Source organism: Parapedobacter composti, from assembly GCF_900112315.1.
GTDB classification, from domain to species: domain Bacteria; phylum Bacteroidota; class Bacteroidia; order Sphingobacteriales; family Sphingobacteriaceae; genus Parapedobacter; species Parapedobacter composti.
Genome location: NZ_FOLL01000005.1, coordinates 31,273 through 54,626 on the forward strand (window position 1 = coordinate 31,273; position 23,354 = coordinate 54,626).

Sequence of the window (23,354 nt, forward strand, 5' to 3'; positions counted from 1 at the left end):
TTGTCGTTAGTAATTTCCCTAATGATTACCCTTTTGGGGTTACTGTCACTTTTTACATTGCCTGTCACGCAATTTCCTGACATAGTACCGCCGTCGGTGGTGGTCACCGCCAATTACACCGGCGCAAATGCCGAAGTGTGTACAGATGCCGTGGCCATTCCGCTGGAGCGTGCCATCAACGGGGTGGCAGGCATGACGTATATGACCTCGGTTTCTACCAATAATGGCACCACGCTCATCCAAGTTTTTTTCAAGGTGGGTACCGACCCCGATATTGCGGCCGTAAATGTGCAAAACCGCGTGATGACCGTGCTTGACGAATTGCCCGAGGAGGTCATCCGGGCAGGCGTAATTACCGAAAAAGAGGTGAACAGCATGTTGATGTACCTGAATATCTTCAGCGATGACCCCACGGCCGATGAGCGGTTTATTTACAACTTCACGGATATCAACGTCCTAAAAGAACTGAAACGGATTGAAGGAGTGGGCTTCGCTGAGATTATGGGCATGCGGGACTACGCGATGCGCGTATGGCTAAAGCCGGACAGGCTGGCTGCCTATAACATTTCCAGCGAAGAGGTCATAGCTGCTATACGGGCCCAAAATGTGGAGGCCGCCCCCGGTCAAACGGGTATCGGATCGGACCAACGGGTAAACATGCAACAATACGTGTTACGCTATCCGGGTAGGTTCGCCACCCCAGATGAATACGGAAACATCCCCATCCGAGCCAGTGCCGACGGATCCATCCTCCGCATACGGGATATCGCCGATGTGGAATTCGGGTCGCTTGATTACGAAATGACATCAAAAACAGACGGACGTCCTTCGGCTTCTATCATGATGAAACAACTGCCGGGATCCAACGCGCAGGAGGTAATTGAACGGGTGAAAGAACGCATGGAGGAACTGAAAGCTACGTCGTTCCCGCCGGGAATGAAGTATACGGTCAGCTATGACGTATCCCGCTTTCTGGATGCTTCCATCAGCGAAGTAATGCGAACACTTATCGAGGCGTTCATCTTGGTGTTCCTCGTGGTGTTCATCTTTTTGCAGGATTTCCGATCAACGCTGATACCAGCATTGGCTGTGCCTGTCTGCCTTATCGGCGCACTGTTTTTTATGCAACTGATGGGCTTTTCCATCAACCTGCTCACGTTGTTTGCACTGGTATTGGCCATCGGCATCGTTGTTGACAACGCCATTGTTGTGGTGGAAGCGGTACACGTGAAGATGGAAGAAGATCACCTGCCCCCTTTGGAGGCAACCCTCGCGGCAATGAAAGACATTGGCAGCGCTGTGGTGGCCATCACATTGGTGATGTCTGCGGTGTTCGTGCCGGTAGCTTTCCTTTCCGGGCCCGTCGGCATCTTCTACCGTCAGTTTTCGCTTACCCTCGCGGCGTCCATCGTCATATCGGGCATCAACGCGTTGACACTCACACCGGCATTGTGCGCATTGCTCCTGCGATCGCCCCATGACAGGCCTGAACGCAACGGATGGCTGGCCAGGTTCTTCGGGGCGTTCAACCGATGGTACAATAAGGTGGCTGGCCAATACGCCGGACTGGTTGGGCGCATCGCCGGACGGCGAATCATTACCCTGGGATTGCTGGGGGCATTTTTCATAGCCACATGGGGAATGAATGCCATATTACCCTCGGGCTTTATCCCCACGGAAGACCAAGGTATGATATACGTAAATGTGACTACGCCACCTGGTGCCACGGTAGACCGCACGGAGGCTGTGCTCAACCAGATCGATTCCATCAGCCGCAGCCACGAGGCGGTGGAAACCGTATCTACGCTGGCTGGCTACAGCATCGTCACCGAAGTGACCGGGGCTTCTTACGGCATGGGCATGATTAACCTGAAGGCTTGGGAAGATCGCCATGTGTCTGTTGATGACATGGTACGCTGGCTCGCGGATTCAACAGCCCACCTGCTGGATGCCAAAATTGAATACTTCCCGCCGCCAACGGTTCCGGGTTTCGGTAATTCCAGTGGCTTTGAACTCCGGCTGCTCGACCGCACCGGTACGGAAGACCTCGCCGCCATGGCAAAGGCGATGAACACGTTCATTTCAGCCCTGGAAGAAACGCCGGAAGTCGGCAGTGCGTTTTCTACGTTCGATCCCAATTTCCCCCAATACCTGATCCAGGTGGATTATGACATGGCCGCAAAAAAAGGTATAAGTGTCGAAAACGCCATGGGTACATTGCAAACCCTCATGGGCAGCCTGTATGCCTCTAACTTCATCCGCTTCGGGCAGCTTTATAAGGTGATGGTGCAGGCCGGCCCCGGATACCGTGAGAAACCGGAGGATGTACTGAACCTGTATGTGAAGAATGATGCTGGCGAGATGGTTCCTTTCTCGGCATTCCTCTCGATGGAACGAATCTATGGGCCTGAACAAGTAACGCGGTACAATATGTTCAGTTCGGCGCTAATCAGCGGCGATGCTGCACCGGGTTACAGCAGCGGTGATGTGATCTCGGCCGTGGAACGGGTTGCGGCGGAAGTATTACCCCAAGGCTATGAAATTGAATGGTCGGGCATGACGCGCGAACAAATTCTTTCCGGAAACCAGGCAGTGTACATATTTGCCTTGTGCCTGTTGTTCGTCTACCTGATACTGGCGGCGCAGTATGAAAGCTTTTTGCTTCCGCTGCCGGTTATCTTGTCGTTGCCGGCAGGGGTTTTCGGCGCGTTTTTGTTCCTTAAGCTGCTCGGGTTGGAGAATAATATCTATGCCCAGGTTGCTTTGGTAATGCTCATCGGTCTGCTCGGGAAAAATGCCATTTTAATTGTGGAATATGCGATCCTGAAACAGAAAGCCGGAGCCACTTACCTGCAAGCGGCAGTGGATGGTGCGGTGGCCCGCCTCCGTCCTATTCTGATGACCTCCTTTGCTTTTGTGGCGGGGCTCATACCGCTGGCCCTGGCATCGGGTGCTGGCGCCCTGGGCAACCGGTCGATCGGCACCACCGCCGTAGGGGGCATGGTGGTGGGCACTATTATTGGAGTCTTGGTTATCCCCGGGCTGTATGTGCTCTTCGCTTCATGGAAATCCCGGAGAAACAAGCCGCTCGCCCCGAAAGCTGTCGCCTTGGCTGCTGTAGCGAGTTTGTTATTCCTTTCTTCGTGTGGCGGTTCGCGGGAATTGCCGGCATACCGGCACCGCGCCTTACCCAGTGTCTTCCATACCGACTCGGCATCCACCGATACGGCCAACACTGCCGATGTGCCCTGGCGCAGTTTCTTCGATGACAATCACTTGGCCGTATTGATAGACAGTGCGCTATCGGCAAACCCCGATATGGGCGAAGCCATGCTGCAACTGGAAAAGGCAAAAGCCAACCTCCGCCTCCGGAAATCAGCATTGCTGCCTTCCGTTGATGCGGTGGCACAAGCGGGGCTGCGAAAGTTCGGACATTACACAATGGATGGCATCGGCAACTATGATACCAATTTTTCGGAAAACCTTTCGGAAGACGAACGGTTGCCCGATCCACTTCCTGACTATTTTATCGGCCTGCGCACCGCGTGGGAAATCGATATCTGGGGCAAACTGAAAAACAGGCGACGGGCAGCCTATCACCGTCTCTTGGCGTCGTATGAAGGCCGCAGGCTGGTGCAAACGGCCCTGGTTGCTGAGGTGGCCACGGCCTACTTTGACCTGCTGGCGCTGGATCAGGAAGCAGCCATCATCCGCAAAAACATTCAGTTGCAGCGCGAGGCACTGGAAACCGTTACCACACAGAAACTGGCCGGTCGGGCCACCGAACTCGGAGTGCAGCAGTTCAGGGCGATGCTGGCTAATTCGAAAAGCAGGGAGCAGCATGTCGTCCAACAAATTAAGGCGCTCGAAAACCACCTGAATTTTCTGACCGGCACATTCGCCAAGCCCATCCAGCGCGACTCGGCAGCTTGGGGCAAGCTGACGGACGGCTCGCCTATGCCGGCCGGGGTTCCGCCGCAGTTGCTCATACACCGCCCAGACATCCGCCAAGCTACCCTGGAGCTACTCGCTTCCAAGAACGAACTGCAAGCCATACGTGCGGAATTCCTGCCTACCCTCGCGCTGGCCCCGCATGTCGGGTTCCAGGCATTTGACCCCGACAAGCTTTTCCTCACGCCAGCGTCTGTAACCTACGGACTGCTTGGTGGCATCACAGCGCCCCTCTTTAACCAGCGGGCCATCCGCTCTGCTTACGAAACGCAATCGGCCGCCTATGGTATTGCGTTCCATAGGTATGAAAAGACGGTGCTTCTGGCATGGAAAGAAGTGCAGGATGCCTTGAATGCGTTGCGCTTTACCAACCGGCGCCTGGAACACCATAACGAAGAGGTAGAGGCGCTCACCGGAGCGGTGGAGTCTGCCCACCACCTGTTTATGGCTGGCCGCGCCAATTACCTTGATATCATCACCGCACAGCGGAGCGTACTGGAAGCCGAATTGAACCGGGTAACAGCGTCCCGAGAAAAATTGCAGGCTCGTATTAACCTGTACAAGGCCTTGGGCGGCGGCGGACAATAACCGCGCCCCAGGCAGCGTTAAAGTTAAAGATTTACAGGACCTGTGCTGCTTATGTCAAAGCAATTCACTACTTTCGCAACGTAAACGATTCGGGATATGGAAGCATATGAAATAAGCACATCCTCCAAAAAGACCAAGTCTGTCTATATTTCCACGGTGATCAGTATTGCTTTGGTATTGTTGATGACGGGTCTGCTGGGGCTTATCCTGGTGCATGCGAAAAACTTATCGAATTACGTTAAGGAGAACATCGTATTGAACATCATTGTCAACGAAGGTGTCGGTGAGGGCGATGTATTGGCTTTACAAAAAGATCTCAATGAAGATGAATACGTGTTGCGCACACAATACATCAGCAAAGAGCTCGCCGCCAAAAACCTGTCACAGGAGCTTGGCGAAGATTTTGTTGAATTTCTCGGGCATAATCCGTTGCTGTCGTCCATTGATGTTTACCTGAAAGCGCAATACGCCAATACCGACAGTATCGAAACCTTTATCAAAAAGATTTCGGCTGATAAAATGGTAAAGGAAGTGGTCTACCAGGAATCGTTGATAGACATGGTTAACAAAAATATACGGACCATCGGCATTGTCATCCTGGCTTTTACCGCCTTGCTGCTGGTGATTGCCGTGGCGCTCATTAATAACACCATACGGCTGGCCATCTATTCGCAGCGTTTCCTTATCAAAAGCATGCAGATGGTGGGCGCAACCAAGGGGTTTATCCGGCGGCCGTTCTTAGGCTATGGTATCCTGCACGGTCTGCTTGGGGCGCTGATAGCCATATTGTTGCTACTACTCACCCTGCACCTGGGCCAACGGGAAATCCCCGAGCTGGTATTCCTGCGCAATTGGTTTGAGTTTATCATCATCTTTGTGGTGGTAGCGGCCCTGGGCATCCTTATTTCTGGTGTAAGCACCTATTTTGCGGTAAGCAAGTACCTGCGGCTTAAGACAAACGAATTATACAGATAACCGTCACCCTTATGGCTACATACAAAAAAACACAACACACCCAAAAGGTTTCATTTGTATTCGGAAAACGGAATTACCAGCTGTTTTTGTTGAGCATTGCAGTAGTTGTTCTGGGATTTGTTCTCATGATGGGTACAGAAGACATCTATAGCTTCACGAAGATTACCCTGGCCCCATTAGTCGTGGTAGTTGGTTTTGCGCTGGGTGTTGTATCCATTTTGATAAAACCAAAAAAAACCAACAATAATTAATGACATTATTTGAAGTGATTGTGCTGGCCATTGTCGAAGGCCTCACAGAGTTTTTGCCGGTATCATCTACCGGCCATATGATTATTGCTTCCGCATTGATGGGCATAGCCCCCACCCCATTTGTTAAACTGTTTACCATTGCCGTGCAGCTGGGTACGATTCTGTCGGTACTGGTACTGTACTACCGCCGCTTCTTCCGGTCGGTAACCTTTTATTACAAACTGGCCGTAGCGGCCATCCCCGCCGTTGTATTTGGCCTTCTCTTCAGTGACAATATCGATGCGTTGCTTGAGAGCCCGCTGACGGTCGGCATCATGTTGGTCATCGGTGGCGTTATTCTCCTGTTCGTTGATAAATGGTTTAATAAACCCGTCATCGACGATTCAGATAACATCAGCTACCTACAGGCGCTGAAAATCGGCTTTTTCCAATGCCTGGCCCTGATACCGGGCACGTCGCGCTCCGCCAGTACCATCGTGGGGGGCATGACGCAGCAACTCACCCGCAAAGCAGCTGCTGAATTTTCGTTTTTTTTGGCCATTCCTATGATGTTCGGCGCTACGCTCCTGAAGCTCAAGGATTACTTCGACGAGGGAAACGGCCTGGATAGCACAGAAATCAGTCAGCTGGTTATCGGCAACATTGTCGGCTTCGTGGTGGCTATCATCGCCATCAAATCGTTCATCGGCATTGTTTCCAAATATGGGTTCAGGGCGTTCGGCTGGTATCGTATTATCGTTGGAAGCGCCATTATCGCGCTGTTGCTGAGCGGCCATAGTTTGCAGATCTTATAATGAAGAAATTCGATTTTGCGAGCGGAGAAGTGTTCCTGGTTGACAAGCCGTTACGGTGGACGAGCTTCGATGTGATCCGGAAAATCCGTAACGCTATCAAACCACAAAAGGTAAAGGTTGGCCACGCGGGGACGCTGGATCCCCTGGCCACTGGCCTGCTTATCGTCTGCACCGGAAAGTTCACCAAGCGGATTGAAGCATTCCAAGCTCAGGAAAAGGAATACACAGGCACCATTACACTGGGTGCCACGACACCCTCGTACGATCTGGAGCGCGAAATAGACCAGCGGTTCGATATATCGGGCATTACCGAAGCGCGTATCCTGGAAACCGCCGCCGCTTTCGTCGGCGAGATAGAGCAGGTACCCCCTGCGCATTCTGCCGTAAAAATGGATGGCGAGAGGGTTTATGAAAAGGCGCGCCGTGGAGAAACCGTAGCGGTAAAACCACGGAAAGTATACATCCGTGAGTTTGAGATTACCGGTATTGAACTTCCCAATGTCCAGTTCAGGGTGGTGTGCAGCAAAGGAACCTATATCCGTTCGCTTGCCCACGATTTCGGCAAGGCGTTGGACAACGGTGCGCACCTAAGTAGCCTACGGCGAACGCGCAGTGGTGATTTCCACGTGACCGATGCCTGGCAAATGGCCGATTTGGTGGAGTGTTTAAAGGAGTTTACCTTTGCAATAACGCATGAACATTTACAAAAATCTTGAGGATTTCCGCGCCCTGGATAATGCGGTAGTTACTATTGGCACCTTTGACGGGGTACACGTGGGGCACCAGAAGATCTTAAGTACACTGCGTGACTGCGCACAAGACATAAACGGGGAAACCGTCCTGCTTACGTTCTTCCCCCACCCCCGGCTCATTCTGCATCCGGAAGACGACAGCCTCAGACTGATAAGCGACATCGATGAAAAGGTGCAACTGCTGGCCAACGCGGGGATCGACCACTTGATTATCACACCGTTTACGCGCGACTTCTCGAATCTATCGCCGGAAGAATACATCCGCGATGTACTGGTAGGTAAAATCGGTACCAAAAAAATTGTCATCGGCTACGACCACCGCTTCGGCAAAGACCGCGAGGGGTCGCTGCAAGACCTGCTGGACCACGCAGAAATCTATGGCTATACGGTTGAGCAAATTCCCGAGCAAGACATCAATGACGTTGCCGTATCGTCTACAAAAATCCGGGAAGCGCTCATCAAAGGCGACATTGATACGGCAAACAGTTACTTAGGCTACCCATTCCAGTTAACGGGTAAGGTAGTGCGCGGCAACCAACTCGGCCGGAACATCGGCTACCCTACCGCCAACTTACACGTAGAGGAACGCCATAAGCTTATCCCGGCCTATGGCATTTACGCAGTCGAAGCTGCCATTGTAGAGCCGACAAGCATCCAAACGGGCCCATACAATCCCCATCCGCCCGAGCGTGTTGTTCAAGGCATGGGATATATCGGAACCCGGCCAACCGTTGATGGCGTCAGCAGGAGTATCGAGGTCCATTTATTCGATTTTGAAGGCGACATTTATAATAAAACGCTGCGCGTGAAGTTTCTACACTTTATCCGGCACGACCAGTGGTTCGAAAATATGCAGGATTTGGTCGACCAGATGGCTATCGATGAGAAGAAAGTACGGGCGTTTTTTACGCACTGAAATACGCCCGGACGTTCTTGCCCTCTACCCAGTTCATGTAGGCCCTGTTGACCACCCGGTTGCCTCCGGGGGTGGGATAATCGCCAGAGAAGTACCAATCCCCGCGGTGGTCAGGGCAGGCAACATGCAGGTTTTCCAACTTTTGGTATATAACGTCCACTTCGGCCTTAATGTGACTTCCCCGGATGATACCCGCTATTTCCTTAGAAATCTCTTCTTCGGTAAATGGCTCATAAATAGCCTTCACGTAATTATCCACATCTTCCTTGGGTAACCCCAGCGAGGCCACGCATTTCTGATACACCTCTTCGATCACATGCCCCATCCCCCGTTTGTACAGCAGGGAAACAGCCGCCTCGAATGCGACAAACTCTCCTAAGCGCGACATGTCTATTCCGTAGCAATCCGGGTAACGGATTTGAGGCGCGGAAGAAACGATGATGATTTTTTTGGGATTCAGGCGGTCAAGGATGGTCAGGATACTCTGCTTGAGAGTTGTTCCCCGAACGATGGAATCATCTACTGCGACGATGGTATCCTCATGATCCTGGACGATACCGTAGGTCGTGTCATACACGTGCTGCACCATATCCTGGCGGTCAGCATCCTGCGTGATGAACGTCCGTAATTTGGCATCCTTGATGTTCAACTTCTCAAACCTCGGCGAAATGCTAAGCATCTCGTTCAGTTCTTCATCCGATATCTTATCGGCCCTGTTAAGCAAAGTATCCTTTTGGAGCTTCCGCACGTATTCATTTATCCCCTCCTCCAGGCCGTAAAATGCTACTTCGGCAGTATTCGGAATATAAGAGAATACCGTGTTCTTGATATCATAGTTAACCGCTTCCAAAATTTGCGGACACAACAGGCGCCCGAGGTATTTACGTTCGCGGTAAATGGCTGCGTCGCTGCCCCGCGAAAAGTAAATACGCTCAAACGAGCACGATTTCTTTTCAACCGGATCCCGGAACAACTCTTCTGTGATGGCTCCGTCTTTTTTAACGATCAGTGCGTAGCCCGGTTTAACTTCATTGATTTCATCAAATTTCACGTTAAACGCGGTCTGTATGGCCGGACGTTCCGATGCCACCACTACCACTTCGTCATTTACATAATAATAAGCGGGCCGGATACCCGCGGGGTCGCGCATCACGAATGCGTCTCCATGACCGAAGATACCGCTGATGGTGTAGCCGCCATCCCAGTTTTTGGCCGACCTGCGCAGGATTTTAGCCACGTCCAGGTGCTCCGCAATCAACGCACTGATTTCTACGTTACTGTGCCCCTGCCTCTTGAACTTATCAAACAGCTCCTGGTTTTCCGAATCCAGGAAATGCCCGATTTTTTCCAGCACGGTCACTGTGTCTGCCCGTTCTTTCGGATGCTGCCCCAGTTCATACAACTGTTCAAGCAACTCGTCCACATTGGTCATGTTAAAGTTACCGGCAATCACCAAGTTACGGGACATCCAGTTGTTCTGACGAAGAAACGGGTGACAGTTTTCGATGCTGTTCTTGCCGTGTGTACCGTAACGGAGGTGCCCCAGAAGCACCTCTCCCGTAAAGCTTACATTGTCTTTAAGCCATTGCGCATCAGCAAACCGATCAGGGTAAGTCCGTTGCACTGTGGCAAATTTCTTTTGTACATATTCAAAAATATCAGCCACTGCATTGGGTGCCATTGATCGGTACCGGCTGATATAGCGGTTGCCGGGTTTAACATCCAGCTTGATGGTAGCAATGCCGGCACCGTCTTGCCCGCGGTTATGCTGCTTTTCCATCAACAGGTACAGTTTGTTGATGCCGTACAAGGCTGTACCGTATTTTTCCTGATAATATGAAAGGGGTTTTAACAGGCGAATCAGTGCAATTCCGCACTCGTGTTTGATAGCGTCACTCATGTTATGCTTCTAAGCATGCAAAGATACACAATTTTTGAATAACAATCTTGCAACCTATCTTTCTTAACCCAGATTAACACCACCAACCACCAATCACCAACCACCAATCACCAACCACCAATCACCAATCACCAATCACCAACCACCAACCACCAATCACCAATCACCAACCACCAATCACCAATCACCAATCACCAACCACCAACCACCAATCACCAACCACCATCATAACTTCTCACCATGCTGGCTAATATCCAGCCCGATTTCTTCTTCTTCCGGCGAGACGCGCAGCTTACTAATCAGGTCGGTAACCTTTAATAGCAAAAACGCCATAACGAAGGTGAAAGCTACCGCCCCTACAAGGCCTATAACATGCGCCCAGAACAGTCCGGTTTCCCCGAAATACAGGCCATCTGTTTCTACCACTTCATTGATGGCCTTGGTCGCGAAAATACCGGTAAAAAGCATGCCCACCATGCCGCCTACGCCGTGGCTCGGAAACACATCCAACGTATCGTCTACCCGTGAATGTGTACGCCATTCGACCACCAACCTGCTGATAACGGACGCCACTACACCGATAATCAACGAATGCGGAACCGTTACAAAACCCGCAGCCGGCGTAATTGCCACCAGTCCGACCACAACGCCGATGCACACCCCCATGGCCGTAGGTTTCTTTCCCCGTGCAGCATCGAAGAAAATCCAGGCCAGCGCCGCCGCTCCCGATGCCGTACTGGTGGTTGCCAAGGCTGTTGCTGCCAAAGCCCCCGCTCCAAATGCTGATCCCGCATTGAAGCCGAACCACCCGAACCACAGCAGTCCTGTGCCCAGTATCACATAAGTTATCCGGGCAGGATTATGCCCTTCATTGCCGTTGCCCTGCTTAAGATACAACGCCGACGCCAGTGCCGTAACGCCGGCAGACATATGCACTACCGTACCTCCGGCAAAATCCAGCACCCCCATACCTGCCAGCAATCCATCGGGATGCCAGGTCGCGTGGGCTAAGGGCGCGTAGATAAAGACGAAAAAAAGACACAGGAACAAGACATAAGACGTAAACCGTATACGCTCGGCAAAAGCACCCGTAATCAGCGCCGGTGTTATGATGGCAAACTTCAGTTGATACATTGCAAACAGCGCGAATGGAATGGTGGGCGCCCCGGGCCAATTAGGACCATCGATGACGCCTTCAAACATGAAGTACGTGGCCGGGTTGCCAATAATGCCACCAATGGATTCACCAAATACCAGGCTGAAGCCAAACACCACCCAGATGACGGCCACCACACCCATACAGATGAAACTTTGGAGCATGGTAGAAATTACATTTTTCTTTTTAACCATGCCTCCGTAAAAAAAGGCCAGTCCGGGCGTCATGATTAAAACCAATGCCGTAGAGGTTAGCATCCAAGCTACGTCTGCACCATCGAATTCCTGGGCGCCGCCGCCGGGAATACCGGGATAAAAAAGCGCCAACAACACAACAATAACTAAAAAAATAAAAGGAATAGCGGATTTTTTTGAGTCCATTTTGATTTTTATGAATAAAATTCACCACAAAAATAGCTATTTTGATAATAAAATTTAAAAATTAATCATAAAAATTATATAATATTCAAATTTTTATGAAATAAATTGTAAAAATCAAACTTAACTTACAAAAACCAAAACAAAACTACAGCAACCATAAAGAAAAACACCGATTTCATCAAACAAACAACAACAAAAACCCCACCCAAAACCAATACCTTACTGTTGAAAACGTAAACAGATTAAACCCAGCGGATTGGTAACCGCCAATTCCGTAAAGGGGCTTTTCCTTTTCGGTTGCTGTTAAATTTCCGTAAGTTTGTGTTAGGAAATTCATAGCATAATCCCCGACTTTTGAGGCAACGATGTACCTGATATTTGACACTGAAACAACCGGTCTTCCCAAGCGATGGGATGCGCCCATCACCGATACAGACAACTGGCCCCGATGCATTCAGATAGCGTGGCAATTACACGATGCCATGGGCAACCTCGTAGAGCACCAGGATTATCTGATCAAGCCGGAGGGCTTCAACATCCCTTTTGATGCAGAGCGTGTGCACGGCATTTCCACGGAGCTGGCCACCGAACAGGGAGTTCCTTTGGCAGGGGTACTCAACCGGTTTAACGAAGCGCTGGCCAAAGCAAAGTTTGTGGTAGGCCAGAATATTGGCTTCGACATCAACATCATGGGCTGTGAATTTCACCGCCTGGGCATGGAATCGCCGCTGGCACACCTGCCTGTATTGGACACCTGTACGGAGATAACGGCCGAATTGCTCAAAATACCGGGTGGACGTGGCGGTAAATATAAATTACCGAACCTGACCGAGCTGCATCAATTTCTCTTTGAAGCGCCTTTTGCCGAGGCGCACAATGCCACGGCCGACGTGGAAGCGACAGCCCGCTGTTTCCTTGAATTGATCAAACGCGACGTGTTTACCGCCGCGGAACTGCAGGTAGAAACGGGATATTTCCTGGAATTCCGCGAAAGGAACCCGCAGCCTATCCAGTCGGCCGGGCTCACACACGTTAATTTGAAAGCCGCTTCTGATGCGATCCGGAAACGCCTGCAACAGCAACAAACGGAAATCCCTGCACAGGATCTGGAAGCAAACCGGCGCGACATGGCCGAGGTGGATTTTGTACACCTGCATAACCATACGCAGTTTTCCGTGCTTCAATCCACTATATCCGTGGGCGACTTAGTCAAAGCCGCCGCCGCGCACAGGATGCCGGCAGTAGCCATTACGGATCATGGCAACATGATGGGGGCCTTTCACTTCGTGAGCCAGGTGCTTAACCACAACAAGGCAGCAGAAGCAAAAAACAAAGCCGCTGCCGAAAACGGCGAAGCCCCCCAGGAAATCGTCATTAAACCTATCGTAGGCTGTGAATTTTATGTCTGCGATGACCATACCGATAAATCGCGTAAAGACAACGGCTACCAGGTGGTCTTCCTGGCTAAGAACAAAAGAGGCTATCACAACCTGGCCAAAATGTCGTCCATCGCTTACACCAAAGGCTTCTACTACGTACCCCGCATCGACAGGTCAATCATCGAGCAATACAAAGACGATGTTATCGTCTTATCCGGCAACCTTTATGGTGAAATACCGAACAAACTCCTGAACATGGGGGAGAACCAGGCGGAAGAGGCATTGCTGTGGTGGAAACGCACGTTCGGCAGTGACTTCTATATCGAATTGATGCGACATGGGCAGGAAGACGAAGACCGCGTGAATCAAAGCCTGGTTACACTGGCGAACAAACATGGTGTGAAAACGGTGGCAACTAACAACACCTACTATATTAAAAAAGCCGATGCACACGCACATGACATCCTACTGTGCGTGAAAGATGGCGAAAAGTTATCTACCCCGAAAGGGCGTGGGCGCGGATTCCGTTTCGGGCTACCCAATGATGAATACTACTTCAAGTCAGGCGACGAAATGAAAAAGCTCTTTGCCGACCTGCCTGAAGCCATCATCAATATTCAGGAAATCGTCGATAAGATCGAACCTTATTCGCTGTACCGCGACGTACTGCTACCCAAATTCGAAATCCCACAGGAATTTCAGGTGGAAGACGACAAGCTGGACGGCGGAAAACGGGGCGAAAACAAATACTTGCGGCACCTTACCTATGAGGGTGCGAAGAAGCGGTACCCTGAAATTACCGATGCCATTCGGGAGCGGCTGGACTTTGAACTGGCCACCATCGAACGTACCGGATACCCGGGTTACTTCCTGATAGTACAGGACTTTATCGCGGCGGCTCGGAATATGGGTGTGTCGGTCGGGCCTGGCCGGGGTTCAGCGGCTGGTTCAGCGGTGGCATACTGCCTCGGCATCACCAATATTGATCCGATAGCTTACGACCTGCTTTTCGAACGGTTCCTCAACCCCGACCGGATATCCATGCCGGATATTGATATTGACTTCGACGACGAAGGGCGGGGCCGTGTGATGGAATATGTCATCAAAAAATACGGAGCCAACCAGGTAGCACAGATCATTACCTATGGCACTATGGCAGCCAAGTCGTCCATCCGCGATACCGCGCGGGTACTGGATCTTCCGCTGTTCGAGGCCGACAAGATCGCTAAGCTCATTCCTAATCTGAAGCTCAACAAAATCTTCAACATGGACGCGCAGGCGCTCAAAAGCGCTTTGCGCTCAGAAGAGCTGGAAAACGTACAACAACTGATCAATATTGCCAGCGGAACAGGAATCGAAGCCGAAACCATCCGGCAGGCGCAAGTGCTGGAAGGCTCGCTACGCAATACAGGCATCCATGCCTGTGGGGTGATCATCACCCCAGACGACATCACTAACTTCGTGCCTGTGGCAACCGCCAAAGATTCAGACCTCTACGTTACCCAATTTGACAACTCGGTAGTGGAAAGCGCGGGGCTCCTTAAGATGGACTTCCTTGGTCTGAAGACATTGACACTTATTAAAGACACGGTAAGTATCGTCAAACAGCGACACGGCATCGAGCTGAACCCCGACGAGTTTCCAATTGACGACCAGCTTACCTATGAGCTTTTCCAGCGCGGCGAAACCATCGGCATCTTCCAGTACGAGTCGCCCGGCATGCAGAAGTACATGAAGGAACTCAAGCCTACCGTTTTTGGCGACCTCATTGCCATGAATGCGCTGTACCGCCCGGGACCCATGGAATATATTCCCAGCTTTATCCGCCGGAAGCATGGCATGGAGCCGATAACGTATGACCTCGAAGCGTGCGAGGAATACCTCAAGGAAACATATGGCATCACCGTATACCAAGAGCAGGTGATGCTGCTTTCTCAAAAGCTGGCCGGATTTACCAAAGGTGAAGCCGACGTACTGCGCAAGGCCATGGGCAAGAAGCAGCGTGATGTGCTGGACAAGATGAAACCAAAATTCGTTGATCAGGCGGCTGCCAATGGCCATAACCCTAAGGTGCTGGAAAAAATCTGGAAAGACTGGGAGGCTTTTGCCAGTTATGCTTTCAATAAGTCGCACTCCACCTGTTACGCCTGGGTGGCCTACCAAACAGCCTATTTGAAAGCGCACTACCCCGCAGAATACATGGCGGCCGTACTGTCCAACAACATGAATGACATCAAGCAGGTGACGTTCTTCATGGAAGAATGCAAACGTATGGGACTGCAGGTGCTGGGCCCGGATGTCAATGAATCGTATTACAAATTCACGGTAAACGACAAAGGCGCCATCCGGTTCGGCATGGGGGCCGTCAAAGGTGTGGGGGCCGGAGCGGTAGATACCATCGTCCAAAGCCGTAAAGATAGCCCCTATACATCCATCTTTGATCTTGCACGCCGCATCGATCTCCGCTCTGCCAATAAAAAAGCGTTTGAAAGCCTGGCTTATGCCGGCGGCTTCGACTGCTTCGCAGGTAGCCACCGTGCGCAATACTTTCACGCAGACGGCGACGGGGCTTCCACATTGGAAAAAGCACTGAAATACGGAGCGAAATACAAGGAGAACGAAAACTCCGCACAGGTAAGCTTATTCGGTGCCAGCAGCAATGTCCAGATTCCCGAACCGACATTGCCTGTTTGTCCTGAATGGGGGCTTATCGAAAAGCTCAAATACGAAAAAGACGTCATCGGCATTTACCTGACCAGCCACCCGCTGGATAATTACCGGTTTGAAATCAGCCATTTCTGCCAGCACCCTGTACGGCTCCTTACCTTGATTGACAAAATCAAAGGAACGGATGTTGATGATGAAACCCGCTCAGAGTTTAATAAAATCAAAAACCGCGAGCTTACTATCGGTGGCATGGTTACCGCGGCAAGTCACCGCATCACAAAAAACGGCAAACCCTTCGGCGTGATGGTTTTCGAAGACTATGCGGATTCTTATGAGATCGCCCTCTTCGGCGAAGATTATGTAAAGCTGAAAGGCTATCTTCACGAAGGCTATTTTCTCCAGATCCGCGGCATCATCCAGGAGCGATTCCGCCAGCCGGGAAACTGGGGCTTTGAAGTAAAAGGCATGCAGCTCCTGTCAGACCTGCGCGATAAATTGGCTAAATCCATTACCATACAGATCCCCCTGCACGAACTGAACGACCAGTTCGTAAACCGCATACAGCAACTGGTAAATGCCAATATCGAGCAATATGAAAACACCACGTGCCAACTCCGGTTCGCCGTGCGCGACTTTGAATCGGAAATCAGCATTGAAATGCCATCAAAAGGCCTGAAAGTAAGCCCCAGCAACGATTTTATTACGGCGCTCACGGAATTGAACGGTGTCAATTACAAGTTAAATTAATGTCAGATTGTCGGTGGTTTTGCCTTGGCAATGAATTTGATGGTGTATATTTGCAGAAATGTAAGCTATCGGCTGTAAACTGCGGGCAACACCGTATGGACATAGCCCTACAGCGGAGCTTACTTAGGCAAAAAAGTAAATAACTATAATAACAACCCGCTGAAGGCATATCAACGGTATACCGGAAGCATAAGGAAACAACATCATGGCATTAGAAATTACAGACAGCAACTTCGACGAAGTTGTATTGAAATCAGACAAGCCGGTATTGGTGGATTTTTGGGCAGAGTGGTGCGGCCCCTGCCGCATGGTGGGCCCCATTGTTGAAGAACTGGCAAAAGAATACGATGGCAAAGCGGTTGTGGGCAAGGTAAACGTAGACTACAATCCTGATATTTCCGTAAAATACGGAATCCGCAATATTCCTGCACTGCTGTTCTTTAAGAATGGACAGATTGTTGATAAACAAATCGGTGCAGTGCCCAAATCCGTATTGGCCGATAAATTAGCCAAACAATTGTAAATTATTGAACAGCAATAGAAAAAGGGCGTCATAACGGCGCCCTTTTTCTATGTCCGGCCATGCTCCGTTCCTGCCTGTGCTGCCACACAACAAATTTCCTATTTTACTGTTCTTATATAATAGCTATGACACATCATAATCAGGGTGCGACAGATTCCGCACAGCTCCCCCTTCAATTGACAAGAAGGGACGGCTTGAAGAACAAATGGCTCTGGCCTCTTAAAAAATGGATGATTAAAACCAGCCACTGGGAATATTGGCCGGTATCTGCCTTTTATGCTCCCGTCATGCCTTACTGGCTGTGGATCAGCCTTAAGGCACGCACACCGTTTTTCTTTAGCGCCGCAAACCCGAGTATCCCCTATGCTGGATTTACCCTCGCACCGAAAAACCAGATTTACGATCTCATCCCTACGCATTGCTATCCCAAAACGCGCCTGGTTCAGGGAACAGCCGATATGGAGACCCTGGAACACGCACTGTATGCCGAAGGCTTCCGGTTTCCATTGATGGCCAAGCCGAATATCGGCGACCGCGGCACAGGGGTTAAATTGCTGCATACACCGGCCGAGCTCAGGCGATATGCCTCCGAGAGCAAGGTTGATTTCCTGAATCAGGAATTCATCGATTATGAGCATGAAGCCGGTATCTTTTATTACCGTATTCCGGGCGAATCCCGCGGACATATCTCGGGCATCGTGGCCAAGCTGTATCTGACGGTCACGGGTGACGGTATATCAACCATTGAAAGTCTGCTGGCCCGGGAAAAACGCTATTTCATTCAATTGCCGCTGCTGAAAGTGTCGTACGGCACTAGGCTGAAAACGGTGCTTCCGGCTGGAGAGCGGTATACGCTCCCTTATGGCAGCCATTGCCGGGGTGCCAAGTTCGTCGATATCAGCCATCGGATCAACCCGGCAATAGCACATGTTATCGACAGCACATGCCAGCGAATACCCGGATTCCATTACGGCCGGCTGGACGTCAAGTTCAAAAGCTGGGAAGATCTGGCTATGGGGAAGCATTTCTCCATCATCGAACTGATGGCGCAGCCAGTGAACCTGCCCATATCTATGATCCGTCGTATTCGGTCTTCTTCGCATGGAAAGAAGTCTGCAGACATTGGCGGTTGCTATATCGCATCAGTAAGACCAATGCCGAACGGGAAGGCATTAAGCTGATGAGCCTCACGGACGGCCTGAAAATGCTTAAAGCACATTTCAGCAACTTACGTCTGATGTGCTGATTAACTCAAATTTTGCGTATGTTTGTGAAGAGATTTTATTATGCTAAAACAGACCCTACAACAGAAACTCTTACAAAAATTATCGCCCCAGCAAATCCAGTTCATCAAATTGCTGCAGGTGCCCACCGTATCGCTGGACGCCCGCATCAAAGAGGAGTTGGAAGAGAATCCTGCGCTGGAAGATATCAGCCTGGCCAACATGAACGACCCTGTTGAGGAATACCCAGACAAGGATCCTGACGAGGAAAATTTTAGCAACGAGGATCAGGCTTCCGAAATGGAAGAGTTTAACGTGGATGATTACCTGCAGGCCGATGATATCAATGATTATGGCAGCAGTCAGCATAATAACGGGGATGATGAAGATGACCGCAAAGAGATTCCCATCCCGATACAGCAATCGTTTTTTGAAAACCTGCAGCAACAACTGGATCTGCTGGCTTTGTCTGACAAAGATTTCCTTATCGGACAGCAGATCATCGGCAGCCTTGATGATGACGGTTACCTACGACGGCCCGTTTCATCGCTCATTGATGATCTGGCATTTTCCCAAAACGTCATTGCCGAAGAACATGAAGTGGAAGACATGTTGAAGGTGATTCAGGAATTTGACCCTCCTGGCATCGGTGCGCGGAATCTTCAAGAGTGCCTGCTTATCCAGTTACGCAAAAAAGACCAAGACAACCCGATTATAAAACGGGCTATCACCATCGTTGAGGATCACCTCGATGAGTTCACTAAAAAGCACTATGATAAGCTGGAACGGTCGCTTAACATCAGTTCCGAAGAACTGAAAGAAGTGGTCAATGAAATCCTCAAACTTAACCCCAAGCCGGGCGACTCGGGCGCCGCGGCGGGAAAGCAGTTGCATATCATCCCTGACTTTCACATTACCAACAATGACGGAGTGCTCCATCTCACCCTCAATGCGCGCAATGCGCCGGAACTCCGCGTAAGCCGTTCGTATCAGGAGATGCTCGAACACTATGATAAGGCAGCCCAAAAAGACAAAAAAATGAAAGAGGCTGTACAGTTCGTCAAACAGAAACTGGATTCAGCAAAATGGTTTATCGATGCCATCAAACAACGGCAGCAGACACTCCTGAAAACCATGAACGCGATCATGAATTACCAATATGAGTATTTCCTTACGGCCGATGAACGCAAGCTGAAACCCATGATCCTGAAAGATATTGCCGACCGCATCGACATGGACATATCAACCGTGTCGCGGGTTGCCAACTCAAAATATGTGCAGACCGAGTTCGGAACCTTTTTGCTCAAATCGTTTTTTTCGGAGGCCATCCAAACAGACAGCGGTGAAGAGGTCTCCAATAAAGAGGTCAAGAAAATATTGGAGGAGTGTATCTCCAACGAAAATAAACGGAAGCCCTTGGCGGATGAGAAGTTAACGGAAATACTGAAAGAAAAGGGCTATACGATAGCACGCCGTACAGTAGCCAAATACCGTGAAGCCATGGGCATTCCGGTAGCAAGGTTGCGGAAGCAATTGTAATCGGGGAACGGTGAACGGTGAATTGGGGTAAGTAAATCAGTTTTAAACATAACTTAAATATGATGATGAAAACAACTATCTCGCTTTCTACTATGGCTTCGGTTATGTTGCTGGGATGCGGTGGCCAACCGGGCAACGAGTCCAGCGAAACCCCGGCCTCCCCTGCATTAACCCAAGTATGGAAAACCGACACGGTGTTCACAGGCTCTGAATCTGCTTTGTATGATGCCGAAGCTGATGTCATTTACGTGTCCAACGGCAATACAAAAGCCGCAGAAAAGGATAACGATGGTTTCATTTCGATTATCAATACCGACGGGACAGTACGTGATCAAAAATGGTTGGCCGGCGACCTCCATGCGCCTAAAGGCATGGCGCTACTGAACGGGAAACTCTTCGTTACAGATATTGATGCCATTAAAATCATTGATGTAGCCAGTGCAGCCATCGAGAAGACGGTGGCGGTAGACAGTGCGGTATTCCTGAACGATTTGGCTACCGACGGCGAGCAGCTCTACTTTTCGGATACCCGTGCTGGCAAAATCTACCGGATGACGACCGATGGCGATTATACCGTTATCGCTAACAGCCCCAATGTAAACGGGCTTGAATGCCACAAAGGCGTCCTGTATGCACTGGACGGGGAAGGGTTAAAACGCTTCAGCAACGATAGCCAGTACACACCGGAAATCATCAACAGGGAAGTGACCGGTGGCGACGGATTGATTATTCTTAACGACAGCACTTTCATCACCAGCAGGTGGCATGGTGAAATATTTTTTATTAAAGGCGATGAAACCACCGTATTACTGGATACCCAGGCAGAAAAATCCAATACGGCAGATATCGGATTCGTGCGGGGAAAAAACCTGGTCATCGTACCTACATTTCTCAAAAATGAGGTAGCTGCATATGAATTGACCTATTGAGTCTTGATGCTGTCAATCGGCTATGTTGTCGCACCACGTCCAGTACCCCCGTGTAAAGGCTCTGGGGCGGAACATATCCGCCATTGGGTTCAATCCACACATGCGGGGCTGTTATACAGCCACAACAGGGATGTCTGGGGGGCCGGCTTCCGTGCTTCGTTTATGCGGCGCAGATAGTCGGGCGCTTCCATCAGACGCGTATGCTGAATGTGAAGGTAGTATCCATCCGGCGGCTTCAAACGGCATAATGGTAACTTCGTCAAGCATCAGGGATCTCGGCTCCAATTTCACCGCGAGGAAAGCAGAGCGGCTTTCAGTGACCCGGATAGGCGAAACAAAGGTGTGATAGCCCACAGAGGAGACGACTACTTCATAGGTTCCAACTGGTATACCCCTCAATTCAAAATCTCCGCTGTTTGTTGAGCTGGTGCCGTAAGTGGTGTTGTTGACAAACACACTCGCGCCGGCAATCGGCTCACCGGTTTCGGCATTCACCACCTTACCGGCAATTCGTTGTTGTGCGATGACCGGAATGCCCCAGCCGGCCAACCCCGCTGCAAGCAGAACCACGTAGCTTAAGAACCCGTTCATCGTGCTAATTTACGAATTTTTCGTAGAAAATGCATATACAAAGGTTTGCCCCGCTTATTGTTATACTTTTCGTATTTTTGCAGTTCCAACTATTAGGATATGAGCATGACCAACGTTAAAATAGGAACCGTCCAGATGAGCTGCGTAGCTGATAAAGCTGCAAACCTCTCCAAAGCGGTGGATCAGATACGCGTAGCCGCTGGTAAGGGTGCCCAAATCGTTTGCCTGCAAGAGCTGTTTACGTCGCTGTATTTCTGCGATGTGGAAGACTATGACAATTTTGCGCTGGCAGAACCCATCCCCGGCCCTTCCACCGAAGCCTTGCAGGCAGTTGCTGCGGAGCTTGGCGTTGTTATCATTGCTTCATTGTTCGAGAAACGTACACAAGGCATCTATCATAATACCACTGCGGTCATCGATGCGGATGGTACGTACCTGGGCAAATACCGCAAGATGCACATCCCCGATGATCCGGCTTATTATGAAAAATTCTATTTCACGCCGGGAGATTTGGGTTACAAAGTGTTTAAAACCAAATTCGCGACCATCGGCGTGCTGATCTGTTGGGACCAATGGTACCCGGAGGCAGCGCGGATAACCGCATTAATGGGCGCTGAAATCCTGTTCTACCCTACGGCCATCGGCTGGGCTACGGACCAGGATGAAGATACCAACCAGGATCAGTACAATGCTTGGCAGACCATCCAACGGAGCCACGCCGTAGCCAATGGCGTCCCGGTGGTCAGCGTAAACCGCGTAGGCTTCGAACAGGACGGCGCCATGAAATTCTGGGGCGGCAGCTTCGTTGCCAATGGCCAGGGGAAATTGCTATACCTTGCTTCCCATGATGCAGAAGAAACCGAAGTAACTGAAGTAAACCTGTCCGAAGCCGATTATTTCCGCAAGCACTGGCCGTTTTTCCGCGACAGGCGGATTGACAGCTACTCCCCCATCACAAAGCGTTTTATTGATGATGAATAATCGAAATACAGCCCGGTTATTCCCATTTTTTTCCAAATATTGCTTGTTCTTTTGCTTTAAATGATGACGCATACCCCAAAATCGTTAGGCTATTTTTTCCCGGCGGAATGGCATCCGCACCGCGCTACTTGGTTAAGCTGGCCTCATAAAGAAGCCAGTTGGCCGGGCAAGCTGGATACGGTGTATGCTCCTTATTGCAGGTTCATCAAGGAAGTGGCCGCGGGCGAACAGGTCTGCATCAACGTAGCTGATGCAGATATGGAAGCCTTTGCCTCCGCACACCTCAACGCTGCTGGGGTAGATCCGGCGAACATCGCCTTTTTCCATCATCCCACCAACGATGCGTGGTGCCGCGACCATGGGCCAGCGTTTCTTATCAATCCCCATGCGGATATCAAGAAAGTTATCGTAGACTGGGGGTATAACGCCTGGGGTAACAAATACCCTCCCTACGAACAAGACGATATCATTCCTACATTAATAGGCAACGCACTGGACATACCTGTATATTCCCCGGGTATCGTGATGGAAGGCGGATCGGTTGATTTCAACGGCGAAGGGACCATTCTTACCAGCAAGGCCTGCCTGCTGAATGAAAACCGCAATCCGCACTTGAACCAACAGCAGATTGAAGAATACCTCTACCAATACTACGGCGCATCGCAAATCCTCTGGGTAGGCGATGGCATCATCGGGGATGATACGGATGGCCATATCGATGATATCACCCGGTTTGTCAGTTCGGATACCGTGGTAACGGTGGTGGAAGAAAATAAATCGGATGAGAACTATACCATCCTGCAGGAAAACCTGAAGCTGCTCCAGCAAATGAGATTGGCTGATGGAAAACCACTAAACATTATCGAATTACCCATGCCAGCGCCGGTGACATACGATGGCCAGCGGCTGCCCGCGTCGTATGCGAACTTCTATATCGCCAACGCAGCGGTGATTGTGCCCACTTATCGCGACGACAAGAACGACCAAAAAGCGCTGGACATCCTCACGGCTTGCTTTCCCACGCGCAAAGTGGTGGGCATCGACAGTACAGATATTATCTGGGGACTGGGAAGCTGGCATTGCCTGAGCCAACAGGAACCTGAAGTATAGCT

Annotated in this window: 16 protein-coding genes; 13 read left to right on the plus strand and 3 right to left on the minus strand. The window is 50.5% G+C overall.

Annotation, left to right across the window (positions count from 1 at the left end; all coding sequences use genetic code 11):
- Window positions 1-21 precede the first annotated feature (21 nt).
- From BM030_RS07375 to BM030_RS07400, 6 genes are all read left to right on the plus strand, one after another.
- Complete coding sequence (locus tag BM030_RS07375) at window positions 22-4,539, plus strand: efflux RND transporter permease subunit (protein WP_244518757.1); 4,518 nt, start codon at window positions 22-24, stop codon at window positions 4,537-4,539.
- A 96-nt stretch (window positions 4,540-4,635) separates the two neighbouring features.
- Window positions 4,636-5,514, plus strand: coding sequence for a cell division protein FtsX (locus tag BM030_RS07380; RefSeq protein ID WP_090972786.1), 879 nt, complete (start codon window positions 4,636-4,638; stop codon window positions 5,512-5,514).
- A gap of 11 nt (window positions 5,515-5,525) precedes the next feature.
- Entirely contained in the window at window positions 5,526-5,765 is a 240-nt protein-coding gene (locus BM030_RS07385; protein WP_090972788.1) for a DUF3098 domain-containing protein, read from the plus strand.
- The gene (locus BM030_RS07390) at window positions 5,765-6,559 is read left to right on the plus strand and encodes an undecaprenyl-diphosphate phosphatase (protein ID WP_090972789.1); all 795 of its coding nucleotides are present in this window, start codon (window positions 5,765-5,767) and stop codon (window positions 6,557-6,559) included. Before BM030_RS07385 ends, BM030_RS07390 begins: the two co-directional genes overlap by 1 nt.
- A complete protein-coding gene (gene truB / locus BM030_RS07395; protein WP_090972793.1) occupies window positions 6,559-7,275 on the plus strand; it encodes a tRNA pseudouridine(55) synthase TruB in 717 nt (238 codons plus the stop codon). The genes BM030_RS07390 and truB overlap by 1 nt, the downstream gene beginning before the upstream one ends.
- Window positions 7,253-8,227 (plus strand): bifunctional riboflavin kinase/FAD synthetase, encoded by a 975-nt coding sequence (locus BM030_RS07400; RefSeq protein WP_090972795.1) that lies wholly within the window; start codon window positions 7,253-7,255, stop codon window positions 8,225-8,227. Before truB ends, BM030_RS07400 begins: the two co-directional genes overlap by 23 nt.
- On the opposite strand, the gene BM030_RS07405 is transcribed toward BM030_RS07400, so the two are convergent.
- Both BM030_RS07405 and BM030_RS07410 read right to left on the minus strand, forming a co-directional pair.
- Entirely contained in the window at window positions 8,217-10,127 is a 1,911-nt protein-coding gene (locus BM030_RS07405; protein ID WP_090972797.1) for an amidophosphoribosyltransferase, read from the minus strand. The genes BM030_RS07400 and BM030_RS07405 overlap by 11 nt on opposite strands.
- Window positions 10,128-10,352: 225 nt before the next feature.
- Window positions 10,353-11,663 (minus strand): ammonium transporter, encoded by a 1,311-nt coding sequence (locus BM030_RS07410; RefSeq protein WP_090972799.1) that lies wholly within the window; start codon window positions 11,661-11,663, stop codon window positions 10,353-10,355.
- Between the two features lie 365 nt (window positions 11,664-12,028).
- On the opposite strand from BM030_RS07410, the gene dnaE reads away from it, so the two are divergent.
- The 5 genes from dnaE (at window position 12,029) to BM030_RS07435 (ending at window position 20,670) form a co-directional block, all read left to right on the plus strand.
- Window positions 12,029-16,456, plus strand: a complete 4,428-nt coding sequence (dnaE, locus tag BM030_RS07415) for a DNA polymerase III subunit alpha (RefSeq protein WP_090972800.1) — start codon at window positions 12,029-12,031, stop codon at window positions 16,454-16,456.
- A 205-nt stretch (window positions 16,457-16,661) separates the two neighbouring features.
- The gene (trxA, locus tag BM030_RS07420) at window positions 16,662-16,979 is read left to right on the plus strand and encodes a thioredoxin (RefSeq protein ID WP_090972802.1); all 318 of its coding nucleotides are present in this window, start codon (window positions 16,662-16,664) and stop codon (window positions 16,977-16,979) included.
- A 230-nt stretch (window positions 16,980-17,209) separates the two neighbouring features.
- Window positions 17,210-18,160 carry an ATP-grasp domain-containing protein gene (locus tag BM030_RS07425; RefSeq protein ID WP_139215838.1) on the plus strand — a complete coding sequence of 317 codons (951 nt, stop codon included), beginning with the start codon at window positions 17,210-17,212 and terminating at the stop codon, window positions 18,158-18,160.
- A 105-nt stretch (window positions 18,161-18,265) separates the two neighbouring features.
- Window positions 18,266-19,741, plus strand: coding sequence for an RNA polymerase factor sigma-54 (gene rpoN, locus BM030_RS07430; protein WP_090972806.1), 1,476 nt, complete (start codon window positions 18,266-18,268; stop codon window positions 19,739-19,741).
- 59 nt (window positions 19,742-19,800) lie between these two features.
- Window positions 19,801-20,670, plus strand: a complete 870-nt coding sequence (locus tag BM030_RS07435; RefSeq protein WP_211657549.1) for a YncE family protein — start codon at window positions 19,801-19,803, stop codon at window positions 20,668-20,670.
- Window positions 20,671-20,781: 111 nt separating this feature from the next.
- On the opposite strand, the gene BM030_RS07440 is transcribed toward BM030_RS07435, so the two are convergent.
- Window positions 20,782-21,261 carry a carboxypeptidase-like regulatory domain-containing protein gene (locus BM030_RS07440; protein ID WP_090972808.1) on the minus strand — a complete coding sequence of 160 codons (480 nt, stop codon included), beginning with the start codon at window positions 21,259-21,261 and terminating at the stop codon, window positions 20,782-20,784.
- A gap of 105 nt (window positions 21,262-21,366) precedes the next feature.
- Here BM030_RS07440 and BM030_RS07445 point away from each other — a divergent pair, with 105 nt between their 5' ends.
- On the plus strand, window positions 21,367-22,242 hold the full coding sequence (locus tag BM030_RS07445; protein WP_090973031.1) for a carbon-nitrogen hydrolase: 876 nt from the start codon (window positions 21,367-21,369) through the stop codon (window positions 22,240-22,242).
- Between the two features lie 63 nt (window positions 22,243-22,305).
- Entirely contained in the window at window positions 22,306-23,352 is a 1,047-nt protein-coding gene (locus tag BM030_RS07450; RefSeq protein WP_211657554.1) for an agmatine deiminase family protein, read from the plus strand.
- The last annotated feature ends 2 nt before the right edge of the window (window positions 23,353-23,354 follow it).

Bases quoted from the DNA above. Each gene is read 5' to 3' on its own strand.
- BM030_RS07375 (WP_244518757.1), top strand. From the start codon at position 22: ATGATTACCCTTTTGGGGTTACTGTCACTTTTTACATTGCCTGTCACG.
- BM030_RS07380 (WP_090972786.1), top strand. From the start codon at position 4,636: ATGGAAGCATATGAAATAAGCACATCCTCCAAAAAGACCAAGTCTGTC.
- BM030_RS07385 (WP_090972788.1), top strand. From the start codon at position 5,526: ATGGCTACATACAAAAAAACACAACACACCCAAAAGGTTTCATTTGTA.
- BM030_RS07390 (WP_090972789.1), top strand. From the start codon at position 5,765: ATGACATTATTTGAAGTGATTGTGCTGGCCATTGTCGAAGGCCTCACA.
- truB (WP_090972793.1), top strand. From the start codon at position 6,559: ATGAAGAAATTCGATTTTGCGAGCGGAGAAGTGTTCCTGGTTGACAAG.
- BM030_RS07400 (WP_090972795.1), top strand. From the start codon at position 7,253: ATGAACATTTACAAAAATCTTGAGGATTTCCGCGCCCTGGATAATGCG.
- BM030_RS07405 (WP_090972797.1), bottom strand. From the start codon at position 10,127: ATGAGTGACGCTATCAAACACGAGTGCGGAATTGCACTGATTCGCCTG.
- BM030_RS07410 (WP_090972799.1), bottom strand. From the start codon at position 11,663: ATGGACTCAAAAAAATCCGCTATTCCTTTTATTTTTTTAGTTATTGTT.
- dnaE (WP_090972800.1), top strand. From the start codon at position 12,029: ATGTACCTGATATTTGACACTGAAACAACCGGTCTTCCCAAGCGATGG.
- trxA (WP_090972802.1), top strand. From the start codon at position 16,662: ATGGCATTAGAAATTACAGACAGCAACTTCGACGAAGTTGTATTGAAA.
- BM030_RS07425 (WP_139215838.1), top strand. From the start codon at position 17,210: ATGATTAAAACCAGCCACTGGGAATATTGGCCGGTATCTGCCTTTTAT.
- rpoN (WP_090972806.1), top strand. From the start codon at position 18,266: ATGCTAAAACAGACCCTACAACAGAAACTCTTACAAAAATTATCGCCC.
- BM030_RS07435 (WP_211657549.1), top strand. From the start codon at position 19,801: ATGATGATGAAAACAACTATCTCGCTTTCTACTATGGCTTCGGTTATG.
- BM030_RS07440 (WP_090972808.1), bottom strand. From the start codon at position 21,261: ATGAACGGGTTCTTAAGCTACGTGGTTCTGCTTGCAGCGGGGTTGGCC.
- BM030_RS07445 (WP_090973031.1), top strand. From the start codon at position 21,367: ATGACCAACGTTAAAATAGGAACCGTCCAGATGAGCTGCGTAGCTGAT.
- BM030_RS07450 (WP_211657554.1), top strand. From the start codon at position 22,306: ATGACGCATACCCCAAAATCGTTAGGCTATTTTTTCCCGGCGGAATGG.